We start from the raw sequence: 23,722 nt of genomic DNA on the forward strand, positions 1-23,722 counted from the left end.
TGTTTTTTTGCGTGGTCACGATTAGTTCTAGGGCTGCGAGTCATCTGCTTATATCAGCTCAAATGCTTGTTTAGTAAGAGTTTGACATATTCTCCATTCCTCCTTGACAAAGCTCTAATTTTCTTAACTTGTCACGAATGCTCTAAAATAGACATCTGGACTCTCTGCAACACCGTCGTGATAACTCTGCAACCCGTCGATCGCCATCAAACTCTCACCATCAATCCTCCAGCTATGGGGATCTCGCTGCATGGGACACTCCAGATCCCTGGTGATAAGTCGATTTCTCATCGCGCCTTGATGCTCGGAGCCTTAGCAGAGGGCGAGACGACGATCGAGGGCTTATTATTGGGTGAAGATCCTCGCAGTACTGCGGCGTGTTTTACCGCGATGGGAGCGCAGATCTCGACGCTCAATACTCAGCTAGTCACCGTGACGGGGATTGGTTTAGGACAGATTCAGGAGCCTGTAGGTGTGCTGGATGCTGGAAATTCTGGAACAACGATGCGACTGATGTTGGGGATCTTGGCATCTCATCCCGATCGCTTTTTTACGGTTACTGGTGATGACTCCTTGCGATCGCGTCCGATGTCACGGATAGTCGCACCCCTGACAGAGATGGGCGCGCAAATCTGGGGACGCCGGCATAATTCCCTCGCTCCCTTAGCCGTGCGCGGCTGCGAGTTGCAACCGATCCACTATCACTCGCCGATCGCCTCGGCTCAGGTCAAGTCAGCCATTTTACTCGCAGGATTGATGACCTACGGGCGCACTACGGTCACCGAACCAGCCCTGTCGCGGGATCACTCCGAACGGATGTTGCGCGCGTTTGGGGCGCAGATAGACATCGATCCAGAGACTCATAGTGCGACGGTAACGGGTTATCCCACTCTCACAGGACAACACGTCATCGTACCTGGAGATATCAGCTCCGCAGCATTTTGGCTAGTAGCTGGCGCGATCGTCCCAAGTTCGGAACTATATATCGAAAATGTCGGTGTCAATCCTACTCGGACAGGGATTTTGGTCGCACTAGAACTGATGGGTGCCGATATTACCCTCGAAAATCAGCGGGAAGTTGCAGGCGAACCCGTTGCAGATTTGCGAGTCAAACACAGTAATTTAAAAGCTTGTGAAATTAGTGGCGATCTGATCCCCAGACTGATCGACGAGATCCCAATTTTAGCCGTCGCCGCCGTATTCGCTCAAGGCACGACCATCATCCGTGATGCCGCCGAATTGCGCGTCAAAGAAAGCGACAGGTTGCAAGTGATGGCAGCAGCTTTGACTAAAATGGGTGCAAAAATTACCGAGCTACCCGATGGTTTAGAAATTACTGGCGGCGGCTCATTAGTAGGAGCTGAACTAGATAGTTGTACCGATCATCGGATTGCCATGAGTCTGGCGATCGCGTCCATCATGGCGCAGGGTAAAACTACGATTCACCGTGCTGAAGCTGCCGCAATTTCCTACCCAACTTTTTTTGATTCATTACGCAGCATTATCAAGTCATAACATCCCAAAAGCTTCGACATAGGCATCATAATCAGCATCGCTAAAACAAACAAAGCTTACCCCAGCGATCGATCGATCCTGCTCCAGAAAAGTGGCTACCGTACTTAGTGCCACCTGTGCAGCTAGATCGATCGGATAACCATATACACCACAACTAATTGCCGGAAACGCGATCGTTTGGATCTGATTGGCTACTGCCAAAGCCAGACTCTCGCGATAACAACTCATGAGCAATTCTGGCTCTCCACTAGTACCACCATCCCAAACTGGTCCGACAGTATGAATTACATACTTTGCCGTTAGTTGATAGCCTGGAGTGATTTTTGCTCTACCAGTTTCACACCCATTCAATTGCTGACACGCTGCCAATAATTCTCGTCCCGCAGCACGATGAATTGCTCCATCCACACCACCGCCACCAAGCAAAGAACTATTAGCCGCATTGACGATCGCATCTACTGTCAATTTGGTAATATCGCCTTGAATAATTCCCATCCGTTCTTGAGGGGGTGCAGTTAGATCGATCGTCATTTTGTCCTCTTTTTTCACCGCTTAGGTTAACTACATATTGGGGCTAGATCCTATTTCCTTCAGCAATACCACTCAAACAGAACATGCCAACTACTGCTAAGATAACTGAATGCAGTGTTCACCTTCACGATCGACAGCTTCAGCAATATGACTAGACCGATCGGAATCGACCTGTTTGCAGGTGCTGGGGGGATGTCACTGGGTTTCGAGCAAGCTGGATTTGATATTGTCGCAGCGGTAGAAATCGACCCTATTCACTGTGCAACGCATGAGTATAACTTTCCTCATACTACGACGATTTGCGCCAGTGTTACCGATCTGACAGGTACCGAAATCCGCCGCCGTGCTCAATTAGGCACCAAAGAGATCGATGTAGTCGTGGGTGGTGCCCCCTGTCAAGGTTTCTCTCTCATGGGTAAAAGGGTCTTTGACGACCCGCGAAATCAGTTGGTGTTTCATTATGTACGACTCGTTCGCGAACTCCAGCCCAAGTATTGCGTGTTTGAAAATGTCAAAGGTCTTACTCTTGGCAAACACGCGCAGTTTTTGGATGAACTGATTACTGCTTTGGGTGACGCTGGCTATACAGTATTAACACCGTACAAAGTTTTAAATGCAGCAGATTATGGTGTACCGCAGGATCGACGGCGGCTATTTCTAATCGGTACCCGCCAGGATTTGGCATCACCTCAGTACCCAGAGCCTAGCAAAGATAGAGTAAATGTTTTGGAAGCGATTGGCGATTTACCTGATGCAGATCGTTTTGATGCACTGTGGGAAACAGATGCTGTCTCATGCCAATGGGAAACAACTAGTCCGTATGCCAGAAAATTGAGGGGTTTCGAGCCAGATCCTGATGACTATAGCCATCCTCGCAAGTTTTCGCCGGAACTGCTCACTTGTAGCTTGCGGACTCAACACGCTCAATCTTCTCGCAGTCGATTTGAAGCGACATTACCAGGCAAAACTGAATCAATCAGCAGATTCCGCAAGCTAGAACCGAGCGGTATTTGTAATACATTACGCGCTGGTACTGATAGTGCTAGAGGAGCGCATACATCACCGCGCCCGATTCATCCCTTTTTTGCCAGAGTAATCACAGTTAGGGAAGCGGCTCGGTTACATTCTTATCCAGACTGGTTCCGCCTTCACACTACGAAATGGCATGGTTGCCGCCAAATCGGCAATAGCGTCCCGCCACTACTAGCACGAGCAGTTGCTGGCGAACTCATCAAAGCACGGGAAATTCAACCATCAAAGCCAAAAAGAGTCCTCGCTCTGGGTGAAGCTCGGTTGCTATCTCTAGATATGAGTAATGCCTCAGCACATTTTAAAGTCCCACGAGATACCATTGCTCAAAGAGAGCGTAAAATCGGTGTGAAAGAAGTAGGTAAAGAGCAGTCATAAATGACGATCGCCCCTCACCTCAATTAACCTTGCCAACCACCACAAAATCGCCCAGACGATCGGCACTGTCGCCGCTAAACCGAGCCAGAAACCGTGGGCAAACTCAGGAGATCGATCGAGTGCCCAACCGCCTAATGGTGGCCCCACGGCGTAGCCTACCGCCCAGCAGAGCGAATTAATTGATGTATAAACACCGCGTAACGAAGCGGGTGCAAGATCGGCGATCAGAGCCGAAGCTGTCGGCGTATAGGCAACGATCGCCAATGCAAACAATCCTAAGCCTAAATTTGCCCAGAGCAACTGGTAGCTAGTACTCAACCCCGTCATCGTAATACAGCCAAACCCTAACGCCCAAAAACCACCAGAAATCATCAACGATCGAGCTTGACTCAATTTTTCCAACAATTTGAGCATCGGGAGTTGGAACGCGATTGTCATCAACAAATGCCCTGTAAATAAGGCACTAATTACTTGCGGATTGAAGCCCCGCGCCGTCGCTTGCGGTACGAAACCACTAAAATATAGCGGTAAAGTGGTCTGAGTTTGAGAGATGTAAATCGTGAAAATAATATTGACAATGACATAAACTAATAATCGTCGATCGCGTAATGCTGTGGTATAACCGCTAAAAAGTCGCTGGGTTCTTTTTGGCGATACTAATGTCTCGCGAATACTCAAAGCGATCGTCAGGAAAAAACAGCAAAAAGAAATCCCATCAATAATAAATAGGTTGCGATATGCTCCAGTAGCACTAATCAATAGTCCGCCAGCAATAATCCCCACACCGATCCCCACATTGTCTGCCAAGCGGGTAATCGCATAAGCAACTCGGCGCACATCCCCAGTGGTGAGATCGGCAACGATCGCTTCATTGGCAGGCCAATACAAGCCCAAACCCAAACCTTGAACCAGACACGCCACAACTAGCGTGGGGAAATCAGCAGTAATTGTAAAAATACCACAGGCGATCGCCAAGACTGCTGTAGCTAATAACAGCATGGGCTTACGACCCCAGCGATCGGCAAAGGTACCACTAATCAGCCGCCCAGCGATCCCCGAAATTGAGGCACTACCCAAAGCTAGTCCTACAGATGTAGCGGAGATGCCCACCTGCTGCACGAAAAAAATCGGGGCGTAAAACAGGGTAAAACCGCTACCGATTTCGGATAGCAACCGACCGAGAGCAAGAATCCAAATCTGTCGCGGTAGTTTGGACATATCAAGCGAGGAGCAGGAAAGGATAGGGATGTAGCGTTGGTCACTCTACATCCCTACTGTATCACTGCGACACTTCGAGTATCCGCCGCGCGGGTTTATTGTCCCAATGCCAAAACTTCCATCCGTACTGCACCGACACCACTACTTTTGAGACCGATCGCCTGAGCGGCACCAGCCGAGACATCAATCATCCGGCGACCGTGAAAAGGACCGCGATCGTTGATGCGAACTACTACTGCTTTACCAGTTTTGATGCTGGTGACTCGGACTTTGGTACCAAAAGGTAAAGTCCGATGTGCGGCGGTCATCCCACTGGGATTGTAGCTCTCCCCATTGGCAGTTTTGGAACCAGCTTCAGATCCATACCAAGAGGCTTGTCCCGTGTGGGTAGCGACAATCTTGGTCAGAGCTGGTTGGCTAGGATTGGTGGATCGATCGAGGATGACGCTCTGAGCATCTGCGGGTTTTGCTGTTGGTACTGGTAGCCCAGGCACACTTTGCTGCTTGGGCGGTTGGACGGGAATGGCGATACTTGACTCTGGTGCGACGATATCATCCCCGATTTGAGCGATGACTGTTGCCACAATTTGGCGTGGTTGGGTTCGTTCGCGCTCAAAGATAAAGACAGGTAAGCCAGCTTCAAAGCTGGGAATCTCCGCGCGATTGTTGGCACCTGCAACGATCGGCTCAACTTGGGGTATGGCTATTGCTTCGGGCTGAGGGACGATCGGATCGTTGAGCTTGGCTGTACTGGAGGTAATCGCGGTAGCTGTGCGATCGGCTGGGACTTGTGGCGCGTCGATCTCTGCCTGGGCAGTGGTTGAATTGGGGACGATCGTCGGCTGGGAGCGATCGCTGCGGACGACTAAAATTGGTGTACTCTCAGTCCGGCTAGCGACTGCGGTGACGGCTGGAGACTTGAGTGCTCGATCGGTCATGCTGGGCAGCGGGACGACGGCATTGACTGGCGTAGTCTCTGGATCTGAAGTCACCACGATTGGCGCGTTTGCCTGGAAGTTGGGGTTGAAAATTGCCGTCGTGAGCGGATCGATCCGGTGCGAGTGAATGGCGATTGGGAGCTGTGGGCGCAGATTCTTGGACAGGGGTTTGCTCAACCTTGTCGCAGTTCGACGCTGGTTTGGGATCTGCTGAGGAGTTAATGGTGCAACGATCGGGAGCTTACTGACTAGTGGTACTGGCTGGTTGATGGTGGCGGGGATGACAGCATCAGTTTCGAGTTCGGTGACTGTCAGCGGGGTAATTGTCGGCAACGATTGGGGGGACGGGCCAGAATCAGCTCCGATTACTGGGTCTGGAGCTGTTACTGCTGCTCGAACAGTCGCGATCGGTGCGACTACCGCAGTCAAGATGAATGTAGTCAGACAAGTCCAACGATGTTGATTCATATCTTTCGAGGGGAAACAATATTGAATTGGGTAAAATCGGGGTATAAATGGTAGCTAATTGGGCGCGTTGGTGTTGGTATAGCTGGTTGTCGGGACAGCCTTTGAGCCTGAAAATCGGGCAGGTTACCGCACAACATTACCATCAAAAAATTTACGCGCTCGATCCGTGTTTGAGAGCTAATCGACCCAGCTTATGGTGATTAGCTCTCAACAAATTAGCAAATCCAATTGACCGATCTTACCTGCTTTACGTGACAAATACGCATTGTCTGTTCGACAAGTGCTGAATTTGGCATCTGGATATCAGTAGTTTACCCTCACAATCGCGATCGCGCTCAAATTGTCAAAATTGAATCTCATTTAAACTGACGATCTAACTAATCTAAATCAATTTGCGGTAGGTAATGCTGAACCTAGCCACGACGACCGCGACGACGACCGCCACCTTCACCACCGCCCAAAACTTCCATGCGGACGGTACCGACACCAACACTAGTCAAACCGATCGCTCGGGCTGCACCGACCGACAGGTCGATTATTCTTCCGCCGATGAAGGGGCCACGATCGTTGATCCGCACGACAACCGATCTGCCGCTATTGGGACTAGTCACGCGGACTCTGGTACCGAAAGGCAATGTCCGGTGAGCGGCAGTCATCCCACCTGGACTGTAACGTTCGCCATTTGCTGTCAGTGGGCCACCTTCATTGGCTCCACCACCGTAGAAAGAAGCTTTTCCGACTGATTGAGCGATTAACTGTTTTGATGCAACTGAAACATGCGGTTGAGTGGAGTTGACTGATGGTGTAGCAGATGCTGCTGTCGCGATCGTCAGCGTTGCTACGAGAGCAGTTAATCCAGTCAAAGTTTGATAATTCATAAGCCTATGGTGAAAGGTTTCTACATCTGAGATTTAGCTTGGGTTTCCCATATATTTGGAAATAATTTACCAGTTGCTAATTCATTCTTTGTGCTGCGTTCACTTCTTTGTTTAGAACGTTGGGTCTACCATAACACGAAGTTTTTTCAAAATAAATTGTTCTATGTCCTTGACAAACAAACTTCGATATGATGTTGAAAAATGTCGATCTTGTGCCAAAAGTACGAGCGATCCCCACCAACCCGAGCTTTGAGCAATGCGATCCCTGCTATTTTTAAATCAGGAAAAATGATATGTTACATTTATTTATATATATTATTTAAATGTTTGTTCTATCAAAATCGGGTTGACAAGATTGTGGAGTTGGCAAGATTTTATTAAAAATTTGTGAAATTTAGCTGGTGATGACTGAACCGATCGCTAACTACTCTCTGCTCGATCGCAAATTGGAGCGTGGATGGTGAATAGTGGCTGCGAAGAATTATTCACTAGTGAAAAGTTAAGTCCTCAAGCCCAGAGAGTTTGCGGTGTGTAAGGCGATCGCTGTAGAATGCCTATGCCGATCGCGTAGGGGATTAGAGATGGATTATCAACAAGCAGGTGTGGATGTAGTGGCGGGCAGGGCGTTTGTTGAAAACATCAAAAGCCTCGTCCACAGCACTCATCGTCCGGGGGTTTTGGGTGGTTTAGGTGGTTTTAGTGGCTGGTTTGAGCTACCAGCAGGATATCAGCAGCCAGTCTTGGTATCGGGAACTGATGGCGTAGGCACCAAGCTCAAAATCGCGCAGGAATTGGACGATCATGCCTCAATCGGGATCGATCTAGTAGCGATGTGTGTCAATGATATTCTGACTTGCGGTGCGGAACCGCTGTATTTCCTGGATTATTTGGCAACTGGTAAGCTCAACTCAACTCAACTCACTCAGGTAGTCGCGGGGATTGCCGATGGTTGTCGTCAGGCTGGCTGCGCGTTGCTCGGTGGCGAGACGGCGGAGATGCCAGGATTTTATCAAGCGGGTGAGTACGATCTGGCTGGGTTTGCGGTGGGCATTGCGGAAAAGAGCAAGTTGATCGATGGTGAGCAGATGGAGATCGGCGATGTGGCGATCGGATTGGCTAGTAGCGGGATTCACAGCAATGGCTATAGTCTAGTCCGCAAGATCGTCAGTGATGGCGGCTATCGGTGGGAGGATACGCCCAGTCGGCTGGAAGGCAAAAATTTGGGGACTGTCTATCTAACTCCCACTCAAATATATGTACGGCCGATTTTGGCGGCGATCGCACAGCAATTGCCGATTCATGGGATGGCACATATCACTGGCGGGGGTTTGCCGGAGAATTTACCGCGCTGTCTGGGTGCTCATCATTCGATCGCGATCGATCTCCAGAGTTGGCAGATTCCGGCGGCGTTCCAATGGTTGGCGGAGGCGGGTAATGTAGCTACGGTGGATATGTTTAATACTTTTAATATGGGGATTGGGTATGTGGTAATTGTGCCAGCGGCGGTTGTGGGTGAAACGATCGCGTTCTTTAAGTCCCAAGGGATTGCTGGGTACGCGATCGGCACTGTAGTGGCTGGCGATCGCTCTTTGATTGGGATGCCTGAGTAAGGTTCGATCGGGTTACTTATCGGGTAGATAAATTTCGTCGGTGATGAGATTGATGCCGAGCCAGTTGCTGACTTCTCTAGCCAACCATTTAATTTCGCGTTCGGTGAGATCTTGTCCGGTGCTGAGGATGCGGATGGGGTCGATCTGACGTAGCTCCAGCAACAGGCTGACTTTGGGGACTTTGAGATCGGGATGCTGGTAGTTGTCGATGATGACTTGGCTGATTTCTTTGGTTTTGAGGTGTTTGGGGCGACCGCGATCGAGTCCATAGAGATGCTGCGATAGTGTCAGTTGGTGGCGATCGATCGTCAACAGTGTGTGCGACAGAAATTTATCGGCAAGATCGAATGATAAATGTAGTCCGGTCTTCAATAGCCATAATGTCAACGGCAATACAAACATCAAAGCCACGCCCAAGCCAACTTTGACGGCTAGTTCTGTCCCCGCGATCGTCAGCGGGGCAGAGATATAAATAGTTAGGACTATCAAAAATAGTACGAACAGATCGACTCCGATTGCCAATCCGAGCTGATGAATGGCAATCCGATCGGGTCGAAATCGCGCCGGAATCCGCAGTTGCAGCCGATCGGCTTTACTCGTCAGTTGAATTTTGCTCCCAGCAGGTTGACGCATGATGTATAGACAGTTGACAGTTGACAGTTGACAGTTGACAGTTGACAGTTGCGGATGCAATCACGCGGAGGTTTCCTCCGCATGTGTTGCACCAAGCAGACAGTTGACAGTTGACAGCTAATTTAGGACATTACCGATTTCAGGTACGAACCGATCGTTCGCCAAGCGTTCCAGCCCCTAAACCCTAAAGCCTAAAACCTAAAACCTTCCTAAAGCCTAATTCAGATGGGCATTTTGAGTGGATGATGACTGGACATAGCTGGGTGCTGGCTGTCTGCTAGCATTGGGATTACTGAGCTGTTGTGCCAATGATTGACGGCGATCGATCGTCATCCCGACTCCACCAGAGGGGGTAGATCGCTCCTGAGTCCACAAGATCCACTGACTGCCAGTCGGGAGTGTGTGGAGGTGTTGTGCTTGACTAGTGAGGCAAACCACGGGCACTGTGGGCAGCGGAGCCTGAGTGGGTTCGGCTCTTTGCACTGCGGCGAGAGTTTCGAGGACGCGCTGGGTGCCAGAAATCAGCCCAGTTCCAGCCGTCCAGAGTTTGACACTCAGCCGTGCATCGGCGTAGAAATACATGGTACAAGCAGCAACTACGGCTTGTTCAAAGTCGGCTGCATCCCAATTTGCGCCACTATCGAGATAAATAACGATCTCTTGTCCGCCGCGATCGATTTCGAGTTCGCGTACCTGGAATGTGCCGTATTTGGCACTCGTGCGCCAATGGATCGATCGCATCGGATCGCCATAGCGATAAGGACGCAGAGATCGGGTGATTCCCTCATTGGCAGCTTCGAGATGGCGATTGGCAGACTGACGCACGAGTGCTCGATCCGTGCTCCCCATACTATCGATGAGCGGACACCGATCGAGTTTGAGTACTTGGGGATAGACATAGGCGATTGCTGGGGCTTGCCGATATCGCTGACACCAAAATAGCCCGATCGGCGCACCACTCCGCAGGGCAACTTTTTCCCACTGATATACGCCCCGCTGCTCGGTAGCCACGCGATACACCCAGCGATATTGATTTTGAGGTAAAACTTGCTCCACAACTGTTAGCGGCGGATTTAGGCGGCTCAAAGGTGTGAGATCTTGGACTTGAAATAAAGTTTGGATTTGTGGGGTGGGGTTGTCGATCGTCAGGGTAATTACTAATTCTGCGCCTGCGGTCACTGGTAAAATTGGTGCGCGTGTAACTTGCAGCGATCGGATCGATCGAGCTGGCAACACTGCCCCCACGCCCAATAACGCTATCCCCACACCACTCAATACATATAGCCAGCCTGCCATCGTATTCGTTGCCGCACCAAAGAAGCAAATCGTCAGGATCCCGAGCAACCACCCTGCGTATGCAGGAGCTACCCAGTTAGTTTCCAGCCATGTTGTCGCGCGGTTGAGCATGAGGATAAAGAAGTGGTGATTACCGATCGGCACGGACGCCAACGAGATTAGCGGTGGATATTAGTTAGAATACCCATTAATCAGCTCAGGGATAGCCTCATCCCCCAGAATCGATCCGAACTTACCCAAACGCGGTAAAATTTCTATCTAGTGCCCTACGTATGATTTAAATTTAGGATCGTTCTCGATTCGCCGTTGGCGAAGCTCCGCTAATGAGCAAATGTGTATCAGCTCCAACTCGCACCTGTCCACCGTGTTAAGTATTCATGGCGATCCAACTTTATCGGAGTGTTTCGGCTTACTATCATCGAACGGCGATCGTCATCTTACTGGCTGGATTTTTGGTCAGATTAGTTATCGCGATCTGGCTCAATCCCGGATTTGATGAAGCCTATTATTATCTCTACACGCTGCATCCCGATTGGAGTTATTTCGATCATCCCCCACTTGTCGCGCTGACTACTGGCATCGGTGTCTGGTTGACTGGACAGGTGTCGCAGTTCACGATTCGGATTGGGACATTATTACTCTACACTGGCTCGTTAATTTTTCTGTATTTAGCCGCGCTGAGATTATATACACTCCAAATTGCCATTAATACACTCGCGATCGCCTCAGCGATTCCGATTTTTCAGATTGCGTTTGGGATCTTAAACATCCCCGATACGCCACTGTTATTTTTTTGGGCGATCTCATTATGGTTAGCTACTCAGGAATTTTTTGACTATCGCGTCTATCGACCGAGTTTTCGATTGACCCTCATCTGTTTGACAGTGGGATTGGCTTGTTTGGGCAAATATCATGGCTTTATTTTAGGCTTTGGTCTGCTGGGTTTTTGTCTATTTAGTCCCCATTACCGTCGCGCTTTTCGTTCGCGGTGGTTCTGGATTGGGATCCCGATTTTCTTATTGACAATCTCACCAATACTGTACTGGAATATCATTCATGATTGGGCATCTTTTCGGTTTCAATCAGAACGTGCCATACCCAATAGTAGTTATCAGATCGATCGAGCGGTAGTTAACCTCTTAGTCGAGATGCTGTATCTGTTTCCCACTTTTGGCTTGCCATTGTTATGGGCAGTTACCCGCTCGACAATTCAACAACTGCGGAATTTTAAATGGCAACAATATCCCAGTAATCGATCGGTGTTTGATACTGAGTGGGAATTAAATAAAAGAGGCTTATTATTATGGCTCTCATTACCCCTCATCTTGGGATTTACCATCATCTCTGGCTATCAACAGATTTTGCCCGCTTGGAAAATGCCTGGATATTGGTCAGCAACAATGTTATTCGCCGAACGGATCTCAATTAACCGCCGTTATGCTCATGTACGGATTCCTTATCGCTGGTTTTTTGGATCGATCGCGGTGATTCTATTATTGTTTGCGATCGCGCTATCACATGTGACCTTTGGAGCCTTTCAAACAACAGGTAAGCCTTCAGTATTTGGTGTGCTACCATTACCAATTAAAACTGACAACTCTACCCAGATCTTTGACATTCAACAGCTTCGCCAAGGATTTGTCACTAATAAACAATTAAATCTCGCCCTGAAGCAAGCTGATTTTGTCTTTACCAATCGCTACTATTTGGGCGGACAGATCGGCATGGCGATCTCACCCATCTTTCACAAACCCCTCACTTGTCTCGATCCCGATCCGCGTGGTTTTGCTTTTTGGTCGAAACCAACACAATGGATCGGTAAAAATGCAATTTATCTAGGTACCAAAACTTTTGAAGTCGATCTAGATGCCAAAAATCGTTATCCGAGTTACTTCAAAAAAATAACTAAATTAGGTGAGATTCCGATCCGCAGAGGCAGAGATGTAGTCGAAACTTTTAGTGTTTATCAAGCCCAAACTATGCTCAAAGCGTTCCCGCGTCCTTATGGGGATTAGTTAAGTAGGTGGGTATAAAAATATTGAATCGTTGCCATCTCCTAGCAACCTCCATAAAAAATTAAAGTTTTAGCTCAGATCCGATCGCATTTGGCTACTTTTGGTGAATGTTAAGGAGAGCAACCTCATTCAACAACTTTATGGATTCTGCTACCAAACAAGAGAAGCTGGTCGATTTTCAGCATCTCATCGCCGTCGAAACAGCTCGCAAGCAAATCAGGAACGCAGTCTTAGTGACTGTCATCACGGGAGTTACCTTACCGATAGCTTGGATCGTCGGCATGTCGATCGCGAATATATCGGGAGGTAGTATCAATCGATCGGAAGCCGGATATTATTGGATTCTGGAAGCACTGTTTATCTTTGGGATGGGCTATGGCATCTCTCGTTACAATCTATTGTGTAGCAGACTGATGTTTGGATACTCTATAGTCAGTGCGATCCACGCGTTATTTACTGGTGGATTTACATCTTACGGGGTTTATTGCAAGATTTTTATGCTGTACTTTTTGTGGATTGGGATTGATGCTGTGCAAAGATATCAACTGCTGATGAAACAAGAACGTTCATTGGCAGCAGATGGAGCTGTAAACAGCGATCGAGATCCCGCCCCAGCACCCCATCAATTTGCAGATCGAGACGCGCTCCCGCCGAGATCGGCCGCCACTGAGCCACTAAATCCGACACCAGAACTAGTGGGACTGTGTGGGGGAGATCGCACCGAAGCTCAGTGGCTGCTATCCAAAGTCAAAACCAAGCACCCCGATCGATCTGTAGCATGGTGCAATCAGCAAGTCATCGCCCAATTGAGTAGCTAACCAAATAGCTGCTCGACGTTAACATCCTAGGACAAATTCAGACATACATCATCCATGCCTACCTATCCATCGGTGACACCACCATCAGATCTGTATGTTGCCGTCAATGGTGTCAACACTCGTTATTGGCAGATGGGCGATCGTGGCAGTAAAATTATCCTGCTACATGGCGGGAATGGATCGATCGAGTTCTGGCTGTACAATATCGCCGCTCTAGCTCGATATCACCAAGTGTATGCTTTTGATATGGTCGGCTCTGGGAAGTCAGACTATCCAGATGGCTCTTATTCGCTGGGTTATCAAGCCGAGTTTTTGCATGGATTGATGTCAGCATTGGCGATCGATCGGGCGACACTCGTCGGGAATTCGATGGGTGGTGGCGTGGCTTTGGAATTTACTAGATTATATCCCGATCGCGTGGACAGATTGGTATTAGTCGCTAGTATGGGATTGGGGCAAGAGATTAGTCTCGGGATTCGGTTGATTACCTTGCGGGCGATCGTCAAGTTGCTCCGCCCAGGACGCTGGATGATTCCAGCGATGCTAAGATCTAATTTTTATAATAGTCGGCAACTCCCACCTGAGTGGATCGAGTTTCGCTACCCAGTTTTTGCGATTCCAGGGCGCAATCGGGTGATTCTCCGGCTCGGGCAAAGTAATTTCAATCTCGCTGGCGTTCGGGCTGAAGTTTATCAACCGATCGTTGCTAGTCTAGCTCAAATCACCCACCAGACCTTAATTATTTGGGGTGAATACGATCGGATTCTGCCTGTCAAACATGCCTACGTTGCTGCTGAAGGTATCCCCAACAGCCAATTAGCGATCTTTCCTCACTGCGGACATCATCCCTATCTGGAGTACCCAGCCAAATTCGATCGATTGGTGCTCGACTTTTTAGCAGGATAAAAGGTCACAAAAAAGGAGCGATAATGGCGATCGCTCCAACTAACAAATTTTGAAATTTTACATCACCTACAGATTTCCACTAACTTGTGGTTCTGTATTTCTTTGACCGATTTCTGATGCCTCAAAGACTGTATTGTAGAAAAATCCCGCCGCGAGTGCGCCTAAAATTGGTGCTACCCAAAATAACCATACTTGTCCAAATAATTCCATTCTGCCACCCAATAACCCAGCGATCAGGGCGGGGCCAGTACTTCTAGCTGGATTCACTGATGTATTGGTGACGGGGATAATAATGAGGTGAATCAGTGCTAGCATCAACCCGATCGCAATCGGTGCAAAACCTTGAGGTGCGCGGCGATCGGTAGCACCCAAAATTACTAGCAAGAACATGAATGTCATCACAACTTCGGCAATAAAGCAAGACAACAGCGAATATCCTTGGGGTGAGTGAGCACCAAACCCATTCGTCGCTAGCGGATTACTGCCTGCGAATGCAAACCCACTCTTGCCGGAGGCGATGAGGTAAATGAGGAATGCTGACACAATTGCTCCACCGACTTGTGCGATGATGTACGGCAATAATTCAGATGCTGGAAATCTCTTACCAGCCCACAATCCAAACGATACAGCGGGATTGAGATGACAACCAGAGATATGTCCGATCGCGTATGCCATCGTCAATACTGTCAGCCCAAATGCAAATGACACCCCGATGGTGCCAATGCCTAATGAAGCTGCTGCGATCTTGGTATCCGCTGCCGATTGAGCACTAAGATCGCTATATGCTGCTGCCAAGACGGCACTACCACAACCACCGAGCACCAACCAGAAGGTACCAAAGAATTCTGCAAGACAACGTTTTGCTAAAGGCATATTGATTTTCCACAATAACAATAAGAGTACGATTGCTACTTATTGTCGTTGGTAGATTCACTTTCACTGTTGGATGCGTAATATTTAGTAATACTAGCCATCGGATTTTAATCCTCGTTAATCCGCCCTCGCTCGATTTGCTCTATTCAAGGTGGTAGTCTACAATTAACCCGAAAAACAACTCATTTGGGAGTTATTTTTCGGGTTAATTTGTGCAACATTAACTGACAATCCCTATCTAAACATCGACCTCGACAGGTTCGCCTTTACTTACCGTCGCTGCTTTCTTGGGTGTACCACCGAGTGTCGGTAGCTCTGCTAGGGTTAAGGTGTGAATGCGTGACTGTTGCAGGGCTGCTTCGCGCTCGGCGACGGTATTGTAACCCCAGTCTGCTAGATACAGTTTGACTGACTCTAGTTCTGGCTGAGTAGCAATTTTTGATAACGTACTCAGTCGATCTTCGACAAACCAGACTGCGGGGGATTTCTTGGCACCGCGATCGAGAATTTGCTTGAGGCTATCAATCTTACTGCGTTTGAGTTCTTTCCCCCAAATAAACTCGCTTGCTAGCTCTACACCTTGCTCTTTCAGGAGCTGGGTGACAAATCTACTTTCCTTGGTGGTGATGATAATCGGCTGAATCTTCCGACTGGGAAGCTCTTTGAGTGTATCGATGACACCAGGGTAAAATTGATGCAACCGCAACCAGCCAGCCGGATCTTGTTGAATCCAACTATCCCGCACCGAATCCAATTGTTGGCTGACTTTGACGCCGCTGAGCCGTCCATCTGCCAAGATCCGATCGCGGATCTTTTGCCAGGAACTCTGCATCCGTTCGGGGGAAATCCCTAGACTCAGTGCCCGAATCAGTACTGGCATTTCCCAGCCGACTTCGATCAGTGGGCGCAGTTCCCGAAATCTCTCAGCAACACCTGGCGATGGCTCCAACCGATCGAGTTGCCACACTTGCGTGTAAGTTCGCCATGCCGTCTGCCAATACTCTGCCATCCCATCGCAGATTACCCCGTCAAAGTCGAGGGCGAGAATTCGCGCAGCATTCATACCGTTGTTATTCCTTTGACTAACATGACAATCAGCCTGAGTGTCGCTAACTCTACTCAGGCTGAGCTATTTTGGTTGTGAGTTTAACTGGGGTGCAAGGATTCGAACCTCGGAATGTCTGGACCAAAACCAGATGCCTTACCACTTGGCGACACCCCATTGCAATAACACTTATGAATATAACACAAGCAACTGGGTAATTGTCAAGGGGAGAATCGATATTTTCGCGAGCGTCCCCGAGTGTGGGTACCGTTCGCGCAGTGTCGGCTCGCCGAATCGCCAGCGGCTCCTCAAGTCGCTGACTTTGTACCCTCAGCGAGTTTCATTCTTTAATATCCTCCTTTTGGTAGTTTCTAATTAATCAATAGGTATGGTTAGATGTAAGGATACAAATGATTCGAGCGCGATCGATTTAGCACCAAAGTAGCTGGCTGTGGACTCGTTTCTACCAGCAGGTACTGGATGCAAATATTCATGGATTTGAGCTAGTCATAACTACGGTAGCAACTCGATTATTTGGTATCAACTATCACTTTCATTGTCAAAATAGAGGTTCGGATATAGAGACAAATGGCTGATCAACGAATATCAAGTCCAAAAAAATTCTGTTGTGCAAGATACATTATTTGCCAACTTTAGGGAGCGCTCAAACATATTCTCAAGTTAATATTTTGACCGATGAGAATATAAAGACTTTGTTAAGATAAAGCATTGGATTGAGGGCAAACGCCTAACATGAAGAAAAGTTCCCGCACAGCAAAATAACTAAAAATCTCAATTGCAATCAGCAGAACCTTTGCTAGACAAAGATTACTTAGTTTTAGAACGGACTTATTTAAAATACTTTTTGTGAGTTATTGGTGATAAATAGGCAGCTTTCGATGGCTAAAGCAATCGTATTTATTTTTAGAGAAATTTAATCAAATTAGTAGCTAACATCGCGAGTGGCTCGATATATTTCAGGAGAATTATCATGAGAATTGCCCAAATCGCACCTTTGTGGGAAAGAGTTCCACCCCCAGCATACGGAGGGATAGAACTAGTGGTAGGACTATTGACAGATGCGCTAGTTGCCAAAGGACATGAGGTCACACTGTTTGCATCAGGAGACTCGATCGTCTCTGCGAAGTTGGAATCAGTCCATCTGCAAGCACTAAGACTCGATCCTACTATCAAAGAATATGGGATTTATGAGATGCTTCAATTGGCACAAGTATATGAGCGGGCAGAAGAATTTGACCTGATTCACTCACATATCGGCTGCGGTGCGCTGCCATATTGCAAGCTGACCAAAACACCGACAGTGCATACATTGCACGGTGTCTTCACTCCTGACAATGAGAAGATGTTCGCTCATGCCAAGGCGCAGCCTTATGTGAGTATTTCCAATGCTCAGCGAGAACACAGGTTGGGGTTGAACCATGTAGCGACTGTCTACAACAGTATCGATGTGAGTACGCACCACTTTTTTCCTCAAGCCGATCGACCGCCTTATCTGGCATTCTTGGGCAGGATGTCGCCAGAAAAGGGACCGCACCATGCGATCGAGATTGCCAAGGCGACAGGTATCCCGCTGAAAATGGCAGGCAAAATCGATCCGGTGGATGTGGAATACTTCGATCGCGAGATTAAGCCCCAGATTGATGGCGTCCAGATCCAGTTCTTGGGTGAAGCGGATCATTACCTGAAAAATGACCTGATGGGTCGGGCGATCGCGACGTTGTTTCCGATTACTTGGCGCGAACCATTTGGACTAGTGATGATTGAATCAATGGCAGCGGGTACGCCCGTGATTGCGATGAACCTCGGCTCAGTGCCAGAAGTGATTGCCGATGGGGTGAGTGGCTATATCTGCGACACCGTAGCTGAATGTATCGCTGCGGTGGCAAAAGTTCCGGCGATCTCTAGAACTGCTTGCCGCGAGTATGTCTCCCATCGCTTTGGCGTCGAGCAGATGGCAGCAGGTTATGAAGCTGTCTATCAACAAATCCTCGCCGAGAAATTTGCCCGCAACGGGCACATGGTCAGTGCAAATATTTATTAAATCCCCGCTCGATCGTCACGCATGAGCTAGCCGTGCTAGCTCATGTTACAGTTGTCAGCTCCACGAACATCACCAGGTAGATAAGCAGTATCAACTGATATCTATCAATGGACTGAAGCCGAATGCGACTGTCCCAAGGACAATAGATTTTAGAGTTCACACAGAGCGACGATCGCTAGGTCGAGCAATATACAGGCTGTAGCCATTTGGAGTAGCTACTTCAGTATCTACATCTTGGCCCGACGGTTCAGAGGAGGAGCTGGTACTACAGCTCGAACCGAACAGCGATATCAACTTTTTACTGAGGTGCAGATATGTCAACAGGAAACTTCCCCGCCACAATCGATTGCAATCCACCAGCGATGCAGCCACATCAACCATTTGCAGCGGCTCGATCCAAGATCCCCAACCGCCAAGCGATCGCGTTGATCTCCGAGCATGGCGATCCAGCCGCCGAAATCGGTAAGGATGCGGCTGGCGGTCAAAATGTCTATGTCCGGCAAGTCGGTGAAGCTCTGGCAAAACTGGGCTGGCAAGTAGATATGTTTACGCGCAAGAGTAGTTCTGAGGATGCGACGATCGTCCAGCACTCTCCTTACTGTCGGACGATCCGGCTGACGGCGGGGCCAGAGGTATACATTCCACGCGATGAGTTATTTGAGCACATGCCCGAATTTGTTAATGCGCTGCTGAAGTTTCAGCAAAAAGAAGGGACGAACTATCCCCTCGCACATACCAACTACTGGATGTCTGGCTGGGTGGGCTTGGAACTCCAACGCCGCCAAAATATTCAACTGATCCATACCTATCACTCACTCGGAGCTGTAAAATATCAATCTGTTAGTGATATTCCAGCGATCGCGCAAACCCGTCTGGCAGTCGAAAAACAAATCCTGGAACAGGCGCACTGTGTAGTTGCCACCAGTCCCCAAGAACAGGAAGATTTAGAGGTATTGGTATCGCAGCTTGGTAAGATCGATGTGATTCCCTGCGGTACCAATGTCAGTACTTTTCGCCCGCTCTCCAAACTTGATGCCAGAAAACAGTTGGGTATCGGTGCCAATGAGAAAGTAGTATTGTATGTGGGTCGATTTGACAAACGCAAAGGGATCGAAACGCTCATTCGCGCAACTAGTGAGTTGCGATCGCAATTGGAGCAAAGCGCAGAAATCGACCCTCAACACTTGAAATTAGTGGTCGTCGGTGGGAGCGACCCCCAAGAGGCTGATGGTGCCGAGCGGCGGCGGATCGAAGAAATCGTAGCCGAGCTAGACTTGACTGCCAACACCGACTTCGTAGGCATGGTTGGACACGATCGCCTACCTTTGTACTATACTGCTGCGGATGTCTGTGTCATTCCCAGTCACTACGAACCATTTGGATTGGTCGCGATCGAAGCGATGGCTTGTGGCACACCCGTAGTCGCTTCGGCAGTCGGTGGTTTGAAATTTACAGTTATTTCTGAAGAAACGGGGCTATTGGTACCACCTCATGATGTCGGTAAATTTGCCCACGCGATCGGACGGATTTTGACCGATGATATCTGTGCGCGGAAGATTCGCAAACAAGCAGCAACTCGCGTCCACCAGAATTTTAGTTGGACGGGAGTTGCCATCCAACTGAGCGATCTCTACCGACGACTATTGGCAGAGTCACTGATGAGTCCTGGTCTGGCGCGCGGATCGAGTCCGACCTCAAGGCTCTCACCCAAGCAAATTGTCAAGGCTTCTTAGATAGTTGACAGTTGACAGTTGGGCTTCGCGCCCTGGAGGTTCCCTCCAGATCTCGCTGTGACAAGACAGACAATTGACAGCGAAGTTGTCGATCGCTACGACATCACACACTAGATATAAACGTCTAGTGTGTGATATTTTTTTGTTTGCTAAAATATAGTAACTGCAAGTCGAGCAACAGCAACTAAATTCCAGAATGCACCAAATGAGCAAAAATCCCTTGAGCTGGGACGAACTAACAGCACTTGCGAAATCCCAGTTTGAGCCAATCGATAGCGTCAATGGAGTCACCAATGCTCAAGCAAGACTGCGCCTATTCGGACAAGCCGAATCAGATGTGCGCCTGACGCTCTACCGCGACAATCATGCCTGGTGTCCCTACTGTCAGAAAATCTGGCTGTGGCTAGAGGAGAACCAAATCCCCTATCGGATCGAGAAAGTAACGATGTTCTGTTATGGGGAAAAAGAAAGCTGGTACAAACGAAAGGTACCATCGGGAATGCTGCCAGCCGTTGAATTGGACGGGCGAATTGTGACCGAAAGTGATGATATTTTGCTGGCACTAGAGGACGCTTTTGGTGCAGTGGGTGCGGGAATGCGAGATCCCCGAGTTATGCCGTTGAGACAATTAGAGCGGCTCCTATTTCGCGGCTGGTGTAGCTGGCTCTGTCGTCCAGCAAGTTCAGTGCGAGCAGAGCAGCAAAATCGATCGCAATTTATCGAGATCGTGGCAATGGTGGAAGCTGCATTAGCAAGTACCCCAGGGGCATATTTTCTCGCACAGTTTAGTACTGCTGATATTATTTTCACTCCCTATGTCGAACGGATGAATGCCAGTTTGTACTATTACAAAGGCTATTCCCTGCGCGAGGACAATCCACGTTTTGCCGCCTGGTTTGACGCAATGGAAAGTCGCGCTACCTATCGCGGGACTCAGAGCGACTTCCACACCCACGTCCACGATTTGCCTCCCCAGATGGGTGGCTGCTATGCCAATGGCGAACCGCAGATGCTCATCAATCAAGTCCGAGTAGATAATGGCCCTTGGGATGGACTGCCAGACGTGACTTGCTCCGAGCCAAGCAACTCTCGGGCGGAAGCTCTCTACCGCACAGTCAAGCATCATCTCAATGTGATCCGTGCCAATCCTGCCGATGAGCGGCTTATCGATACCGCCTTGCGATGTGCGCTGACACAGATGATGACAGGTGTGGATTGTGTCCCCCCACAGGGCGCGGATGCGGCACTCCGCTACGTCCGCGATCGCATCAATGTCCCACGCGATATGTCTATCTATGCCGCCAGACGACTGCGGACGGCTCTAGAGTATACGGCTGCGTTAGTTGGTGATGCTCAGGGTATACCCATCCCTAGCCATCATCGGCGCGACCAAAATCCGGCTGATTTTGCGACTCAGGTAGCTTTGTAAACCCGCCTAGCTATGTGTTTCAGTCAGCGTTCGCGCTCCGAAGGCTCCCTCTAGCTCTCGCTGTACCAAGATAAGACAGAGGCTCCGCCAAAGAATTATTGCGATAATATAAAAGTACAGATCTTACTAAAACTGCATGGTTCCGTTGCTCCATCGCCGCCCCAAGCAACTCTCGCTCGGGCCACTCGAACGAGAAATCCTCGAAATTGTCTGGGAACTAGGTGTAGTCACCGTCAAAGATGTTCACGATCGCATCTTGACAGATCCAGATCGCGAGTTAGCCTATGCTTCTGTCGCGACGATCCTCAATCGACTGACACAAAAAGGATGGCTCGCCTGCAACAAGCAAGAACGCACCTATCTTTGGCAAGCAGTAATTTCCGCGACTGAAGCACAAACTCTCCAGGCTTACGAACATCTCAACCAATTTTTAGAGATCGGCAATCCAGATGTCGTCGCCGCTTTTGCTGACAATCTCGATCGCGCCAGCATCGATCGACTAGACTCGATCGCCCAAAAGCTCAAAGCGATCCGCAAAGCCAAGGAGGAAGGATAATGCACCTAGTTGTACTATTTACTATTTTTGCGCTAGCTTGGGGACTGCGGTATACTTGGTCGGCAACTGCCGCTGTGACCTGGAACGAACGATGGGAGCGGAGTCTCACCATCTTTGTCTTACCACCATTGTTACTATTTACTAGTGCGATCGCCATCATCTGGATGGGGCCACACGGTCGGATGGTGTGGATCGGCAATGACTGGGTAAGTTACGACATGGCGATCGGCTGTTTGGGATTTGCGACACTTTATTGGCTCAAACTAGCTCACTCTGGATGGCTGTTGCTCCAACAGGTGCGGACTTATCCCACCACCGAACTTGGCGGCAAGAGGGTGCGGCTGCTAGAGTTACCGATGCTCTATAGTGCTCAAATCGGATTCTGGGAGCCAGAACTAGTCATCACTCAGGTGCTCCTCGATACTCTAGATACCGAGCATCTCGCCGCCGTTCTCGCCCACGAACAGGCGCATTATCACTACCGAGATACTTACTATTTTTTCTGGCTGGGGTGGGTGCGCCAACTGACAAAGTGGTTACCGCAGACTGAGGCAATCTGGCAAGAATTATTGGCGTTACGGGAACTCCGCGCCGATCGCTGGGCATCCGATCTCACCGATCCGCTCCTCGTCGCTGAAGCTCTGCTTTTAGTCGTGCAAAATACACCTGCGTTTACTGACGTTTGTGCCGCTTTTAGCCAAATGGCTCCAGCAGATCGGCTCGATCGGCGGATTGAGGCACTGTTGGCAATCTCCACACCGCAGTTAGCCGCTCCAGATGGGCATCACCGACCACAATATTTGTCTGCATGGATATGGCTATTGCTGGCGTTGCTACCATTATTGGCGGTACCTTTTCACAGCTAAATCGCGATGGGAGGTATCCTCATCCTCATCAGATCGTGGGCGGATCTGCATCCTTGCTGGGTGCTGGGGCGATCGAGTCGGTGTCGATCCAATCCGGTGCGGTTAATCAGCGACTGAAGTCGCCGCTAGTGTTGCAAAGTCCGCCTGCGCGGACTAAAACTAGAAGCAATATTTGTTTAACTGCACCGGATTGGGTGTCGATCCGCTCAGTTGTCCACCGGAGCATCGTTGCCGATAGACCCACAGTCCCTAAGACTGATAAAATAAGGTACTGATATTCTCCGCAACAATACAAATATTCATGATTTCCAGTAATGACTTTAGACCTGGTGTATCCATTGAGTGGAAAGGAGGCGTATGGAAGATCGTCGAATCTCTCCATGTTAAACCTGGTAAAGGTTCCGCTTTTGTCAGAACAAAGCTCAAAAATGTCCAAAGTGGTAGCGTGGTAGAAGAAACCTTCCGTGCGGGGGAAACTATGCCCCAAGCTACTTTGGAAAAAATTAAGATGCAGCATACCTACAAAGACGGCGATCAATTTGTGTTTATGGATATGGAGTCTTTTGAAGAATCCAATCTGACACCCGCCCAAATTGGTAACAACGTAAAATACCTCAAAGAAGGGATGGAAGTGAGCATCGTCCGTTGGGGCGAACAAATCATGGAAGTGGAGCTGCCAAATACGGTAGTCTTGGTTGTGATCGATACCGATCCAGGCATGAAAGGAGATACAGCCACTGGCGGTAACAAACCCGCGATCGTCGAAACAGGGGCACAAGTTACCGTCCCATTGTTTATTACTATTGGTGAGAAAATCAAAATTGATACTCGTACCGACCAGTATGTGGGACGAGAAAGCTAATTCAATACTGATGAGTGTCCAAAATTCCGGATTGGTACGAGTGCCAATCGATCCGTTGGACGA

Annotated in this window: 19 protein-coding genes, 1 tRNA gene and 1 pseudogene; 12 read left to right on the plus strand and 9 right to left on the minus strand. The window is 49.0% G+C overall.

Translation table 11 applies throughout. From position 1 onward, the window contains the following. Nucleotides 1-234 precede the first annotated feature (234 nt). Nucleotides 235-1,515, plus strand: coding sequence for a 3-phosphoshikimate 1-carboxyvinyltransferase (gene aroA / locus ACEW9I_RS11595; protein ID WP_373540531.1), 1,281 nt, complete (start codon nt 235-237; stop codon nt 1,513-1,515). Here aroA and ACEW9I_RS11600 read toward each other — a convergent pair. Beyond that, entirely contained in the window at nt 1,510-2,046 is a 537-nt protein-coding gene (locus ACEW9I_RS11600; protein ID WP_373540532.1) for an O-acetyl-ADP-ribose deacetylase, read from the minus strand. The two genes, aroA and ACEW9I_RS11600, sit on opposite strands and share 6 nt — an antisense overlap. 147 nt (nt 2,047-2,193) lie before the next feature. On the opposite strand from ACEW9I_RS11600, the gene ACEW9I_RS11605 reads away from it, so the two are divergent. Continuing rightward, complete coding sequence (locus tag ACEW9I_RS11605) at nt 2,194-3,453, plus strand: DNA cytosine methyltransferase (RefSeq protein WP_373540494.1); 1,260 nt, start codon at nt 2,194-2,196, stop codon at nt 3,451-3,453. Here the strand turns inward: ACEW9I_RS11605 and ACEW9I_RS11610 are convergent. The 3 genes and pseudogenes from ACEW9I_RS11610 to ACEW9I_RS11620 all read right to left on the minus strand — a co-directional run. Beyond that, nucleotides 3,448-4,671: an MDR family MFS transporter gene (locus ACEW9I_RS11610; RefSeq protein WP_373540495.1), complete on the minus strand. Its 1,224-nt coding sequence runs from the start codon at nt 4,669-4,671 to the stop codon at nt 3,448-3,450. The genes ACEW9I_RS11605 and ACEW9I_RS11610 overlap by 6 nt on opposite strands. Before the next feature lie 95 nt (nt 4,672-4,766). Then, nucleotides 4,767-6,077 (minus strand): septal ring lytic transglycosylase RlpA family protein, encoded by a 1,311-nt coding sequence (locus ACEW9I_RS11615; RefSeq protein ID WP_373540496.1) that lies wholly within the window; start codon nt 6,075-6,077, stop codon nt 4,767-4,769. Nucleotides 6,078-6,490: 413 nt separating this feature from the next. Continuing rightward, nucleotides 6,491-6,835: pseudogene (locus tag ACEW9I_RS11620) on the minus strand (septal ring lytic transglycosylase RlpA family protein); the annotation flags it as partial. Nucleotides 6,836-7,536: 701 nt separating this feature from the next. Between ACEW9I_RS11620 and purM the strand changes: the two are divergent. Continuing rightward, nucleotides 7,537-8,565, plus strand: a complete 1,029-nt coding sequence (purM, locus tag ACEW9I_RS11625; protein ID WP_373540497.1) for a phosphoribosylformylglycinamidine cyclo-ligase — start codon at nt 7,537-7,539, stop codon at nt 8,563-8,565. 12 nt (nt 8,566-8,577) lie between these two features. Here the strand turns inward: purM and ACEW9I_RS11630 are convergent, their stop codons facing one another. Next, nucleotides 8,578-9,198: a hypothetical protein gene (locus ACEW9I_RS11630; protein WP_373540498.1), complete on the minus strand. Its 621-nt coding sequence runs from the start codon at nt 9,196-9,198 to the stop codon at nt 8,578-8,580. 216 nt (nt 9,199-9,414) lie between these two features. After that, entirely contained in the window at nt 9,415-10,638 is a 1,224-nt protein-coding gene (locus ACEW9I_RS11635; protein ID WP_373540499.1) for a DUF58 domain-containing protein, read from the minus strand. 233 nt (nt 10,639-10,871) lie between these two features. Between ACEW9I_RS11635 and ACEW9I_RS11640 the strand changes: the two genes are divergently transcribed. From ACEW9I_RS11640 to ACEW9I_RS11650, 3 genes are all read left to right on the plus strand, one after another. Further along, complete coding sequence (locus tag ACEW9I_RS11640; protein ID WP_373540500.1) at nt 10,872-12,509, plus strand: ArnT family glycosyltransferase; 1,638 nt, start codon at nt 10,872-10,874, stop codon at nt 12,507-12,509. Nucleotides 12,510-12,649: 140 nt separating this feature from the next. Further along, the gene (locus ACEW9I_RS11645; protein ID WP_373540501.1) at nt 12,650-13,327 is read left to right on the plus strand and encodes a hypothetical protein; all 678 of its coding nucleotides are present in this window, start codon (nt 12,650-12,652) and stop codon (nt 13,325-13,327) included. A gap of 54 nt (nt 13,328-13,381) precedes the next feature. Beyond that, nucleotides 13,382-14,233 carry an alpha/beta fold hydrolase gene (locus tag ACEW9I_RS11650; RefSeq protein WP_373540502.1) on the plus strand — a complete coding sequence of 284 codons (852 nt, stop codon included), beginning with the start codon at nt 13,382-13,384 and terminating at the stop codon, nt 14,231-14,233. Between the two features lie 66 nt (nt 14,234-14,299). Here the strand turns inward: ACEW9I_RS11650 and aqpZ are convergent, their stop codons facing one another. The 3 genes from aqpZ to ACEW9I_RS11665 all read right to left on the minus strand — a co-directional run bounded on the left by aqpZ (nt 14,300) and on the right by ACEW9I_RS11665 (nt 16,328). Beyond that, nucleotides 14,300-15,106 (minus strand): aquaporin Z, encoded by an 807-nt coding sequence (gene aqpZ / locus ACEW9I_RS11655; RefSeq protein ID WP_373540503.1) that lies wholly within the window; start codon nt 15,104-15,106, stop codon nt 14,300-14,302. 238 nt (nt 15,107-15,344) lie between these two features. Further along, on the minus strand, nt 15,345-16,169 hold the full coding sequence (locus tag ACEW9I_RS11660; RefSeq protein WP_373540504.1) for an HAD family hydrolase: 825 nt from the start codon (nt 16,167-16,169) through the stop codon (nt 15,345-15,347). Between the two features lie 87 nt (nt 16,170-16,256). Continuing rightward, nucleotides 16,257-16,328, minus strand: a tRNA-Gln gene (locus ACEW9I_RS11665). Nucleotides 16,329-17,142: 814 nt separating this feature from the next. Here ACEW9I_RS11665 and ACEW9I_RS11670 point away from each other — a divergent pair. The 6 genes from ACEW9I_RS11670 to efp all read left to right on the plus strand — a co-directional run bounded on the left by ACEW9I_RS11670 (nt 17,143) and on the right by efp (nt 23,659). Beyond that, nucleotides 17,143-18,213, plus strand: coding sequence for a glycosyltransferase family 4 protein (locus ACEW9I_RS11670; protein ID WP_373540505.1), 1,071 nt, complete (start codon nt 17,143-17,145; stop codon nt 18,211-18,213). A 362-nt stretch (nt 18,214-18,575) separates the two neighbouring features. Continuing rightward, nucleotides 18,576-19,946: a glycosyltransferase family 4 protein gene (locus ACEW9I_RS11675; protein ID WP_373540533.1), complete on the plus strand. Its 1,371-nt coding sequence runs from the start codon at nt 18,576-18,578 to the stop codon at nt 19,944-19,946. 205 nt (nt 19,947-20,151) lie between these two features. Next, nucleotides 20,152-21,375 carry a glutathione S-transferase family protein gene (locus tag ACEW9I_RS11680; RefSeq protein ID WP_373540506.1) on the plus strand — a complete coding sequence of 408 codons (1,224 nt, stop codon included), beginning with the start codon at nt 20,152-20,154 and terminating at the stop codon, nt 21,373-21,375. 136 nt (nt 21,376-21,511) lie between these two features. After that, nucleotides 21,512-21,931: a BlaI/MecI/CopY family transcriptional regulator gene (locus tag ACEW9I_RS11685; RefSeq protein WP_373540507.1), complete on the plus strand. Its 420-nt coding sequence runs from the start codon at nt 21,512-21,514 to the stop codon at nt 21,929-21,931. Beyond that, on the plus strand, nt 21,931-22,797 hold the full coding sequence (locus ACEW9I_RS11690; protein WP_373540508.1) for a M56 family metallopeptidase: 867 nt from the start codon (nt 21,931-21,933) through the stop codon (nt 22,795-22,797). The genes ACEW9I_RS11685 and ACEW9I_RS11690 overlap by 1 nt, the downstream gene beginning before the upstream one ends. Nucleotides 22,798-23,098: 301 nt before the next feature. Beyond that, on the plus strand, nt 23,099-23,659 hold the full coding sequence (gene efp, locus ACEW9I_RS11695; RefSeq protein WP_373540509.1) for an elongation factor P: 561 nt from the start codon (nt 23,099-23,101) through the stop codon (nt 23,657-23,659). The last annotated feature ends 63 nt before the right edge of the window (nt 23,660-23,722 follow it).

The organism is Chamaesiphon sp. (assembly GCF_041738855.1).
Classification (GTDB): Bacteria; Cyanobacteriota; Cyanobacteriia; order Cyanobacteriales; family Chamaesiphonaceae; genus Chamaesiphon.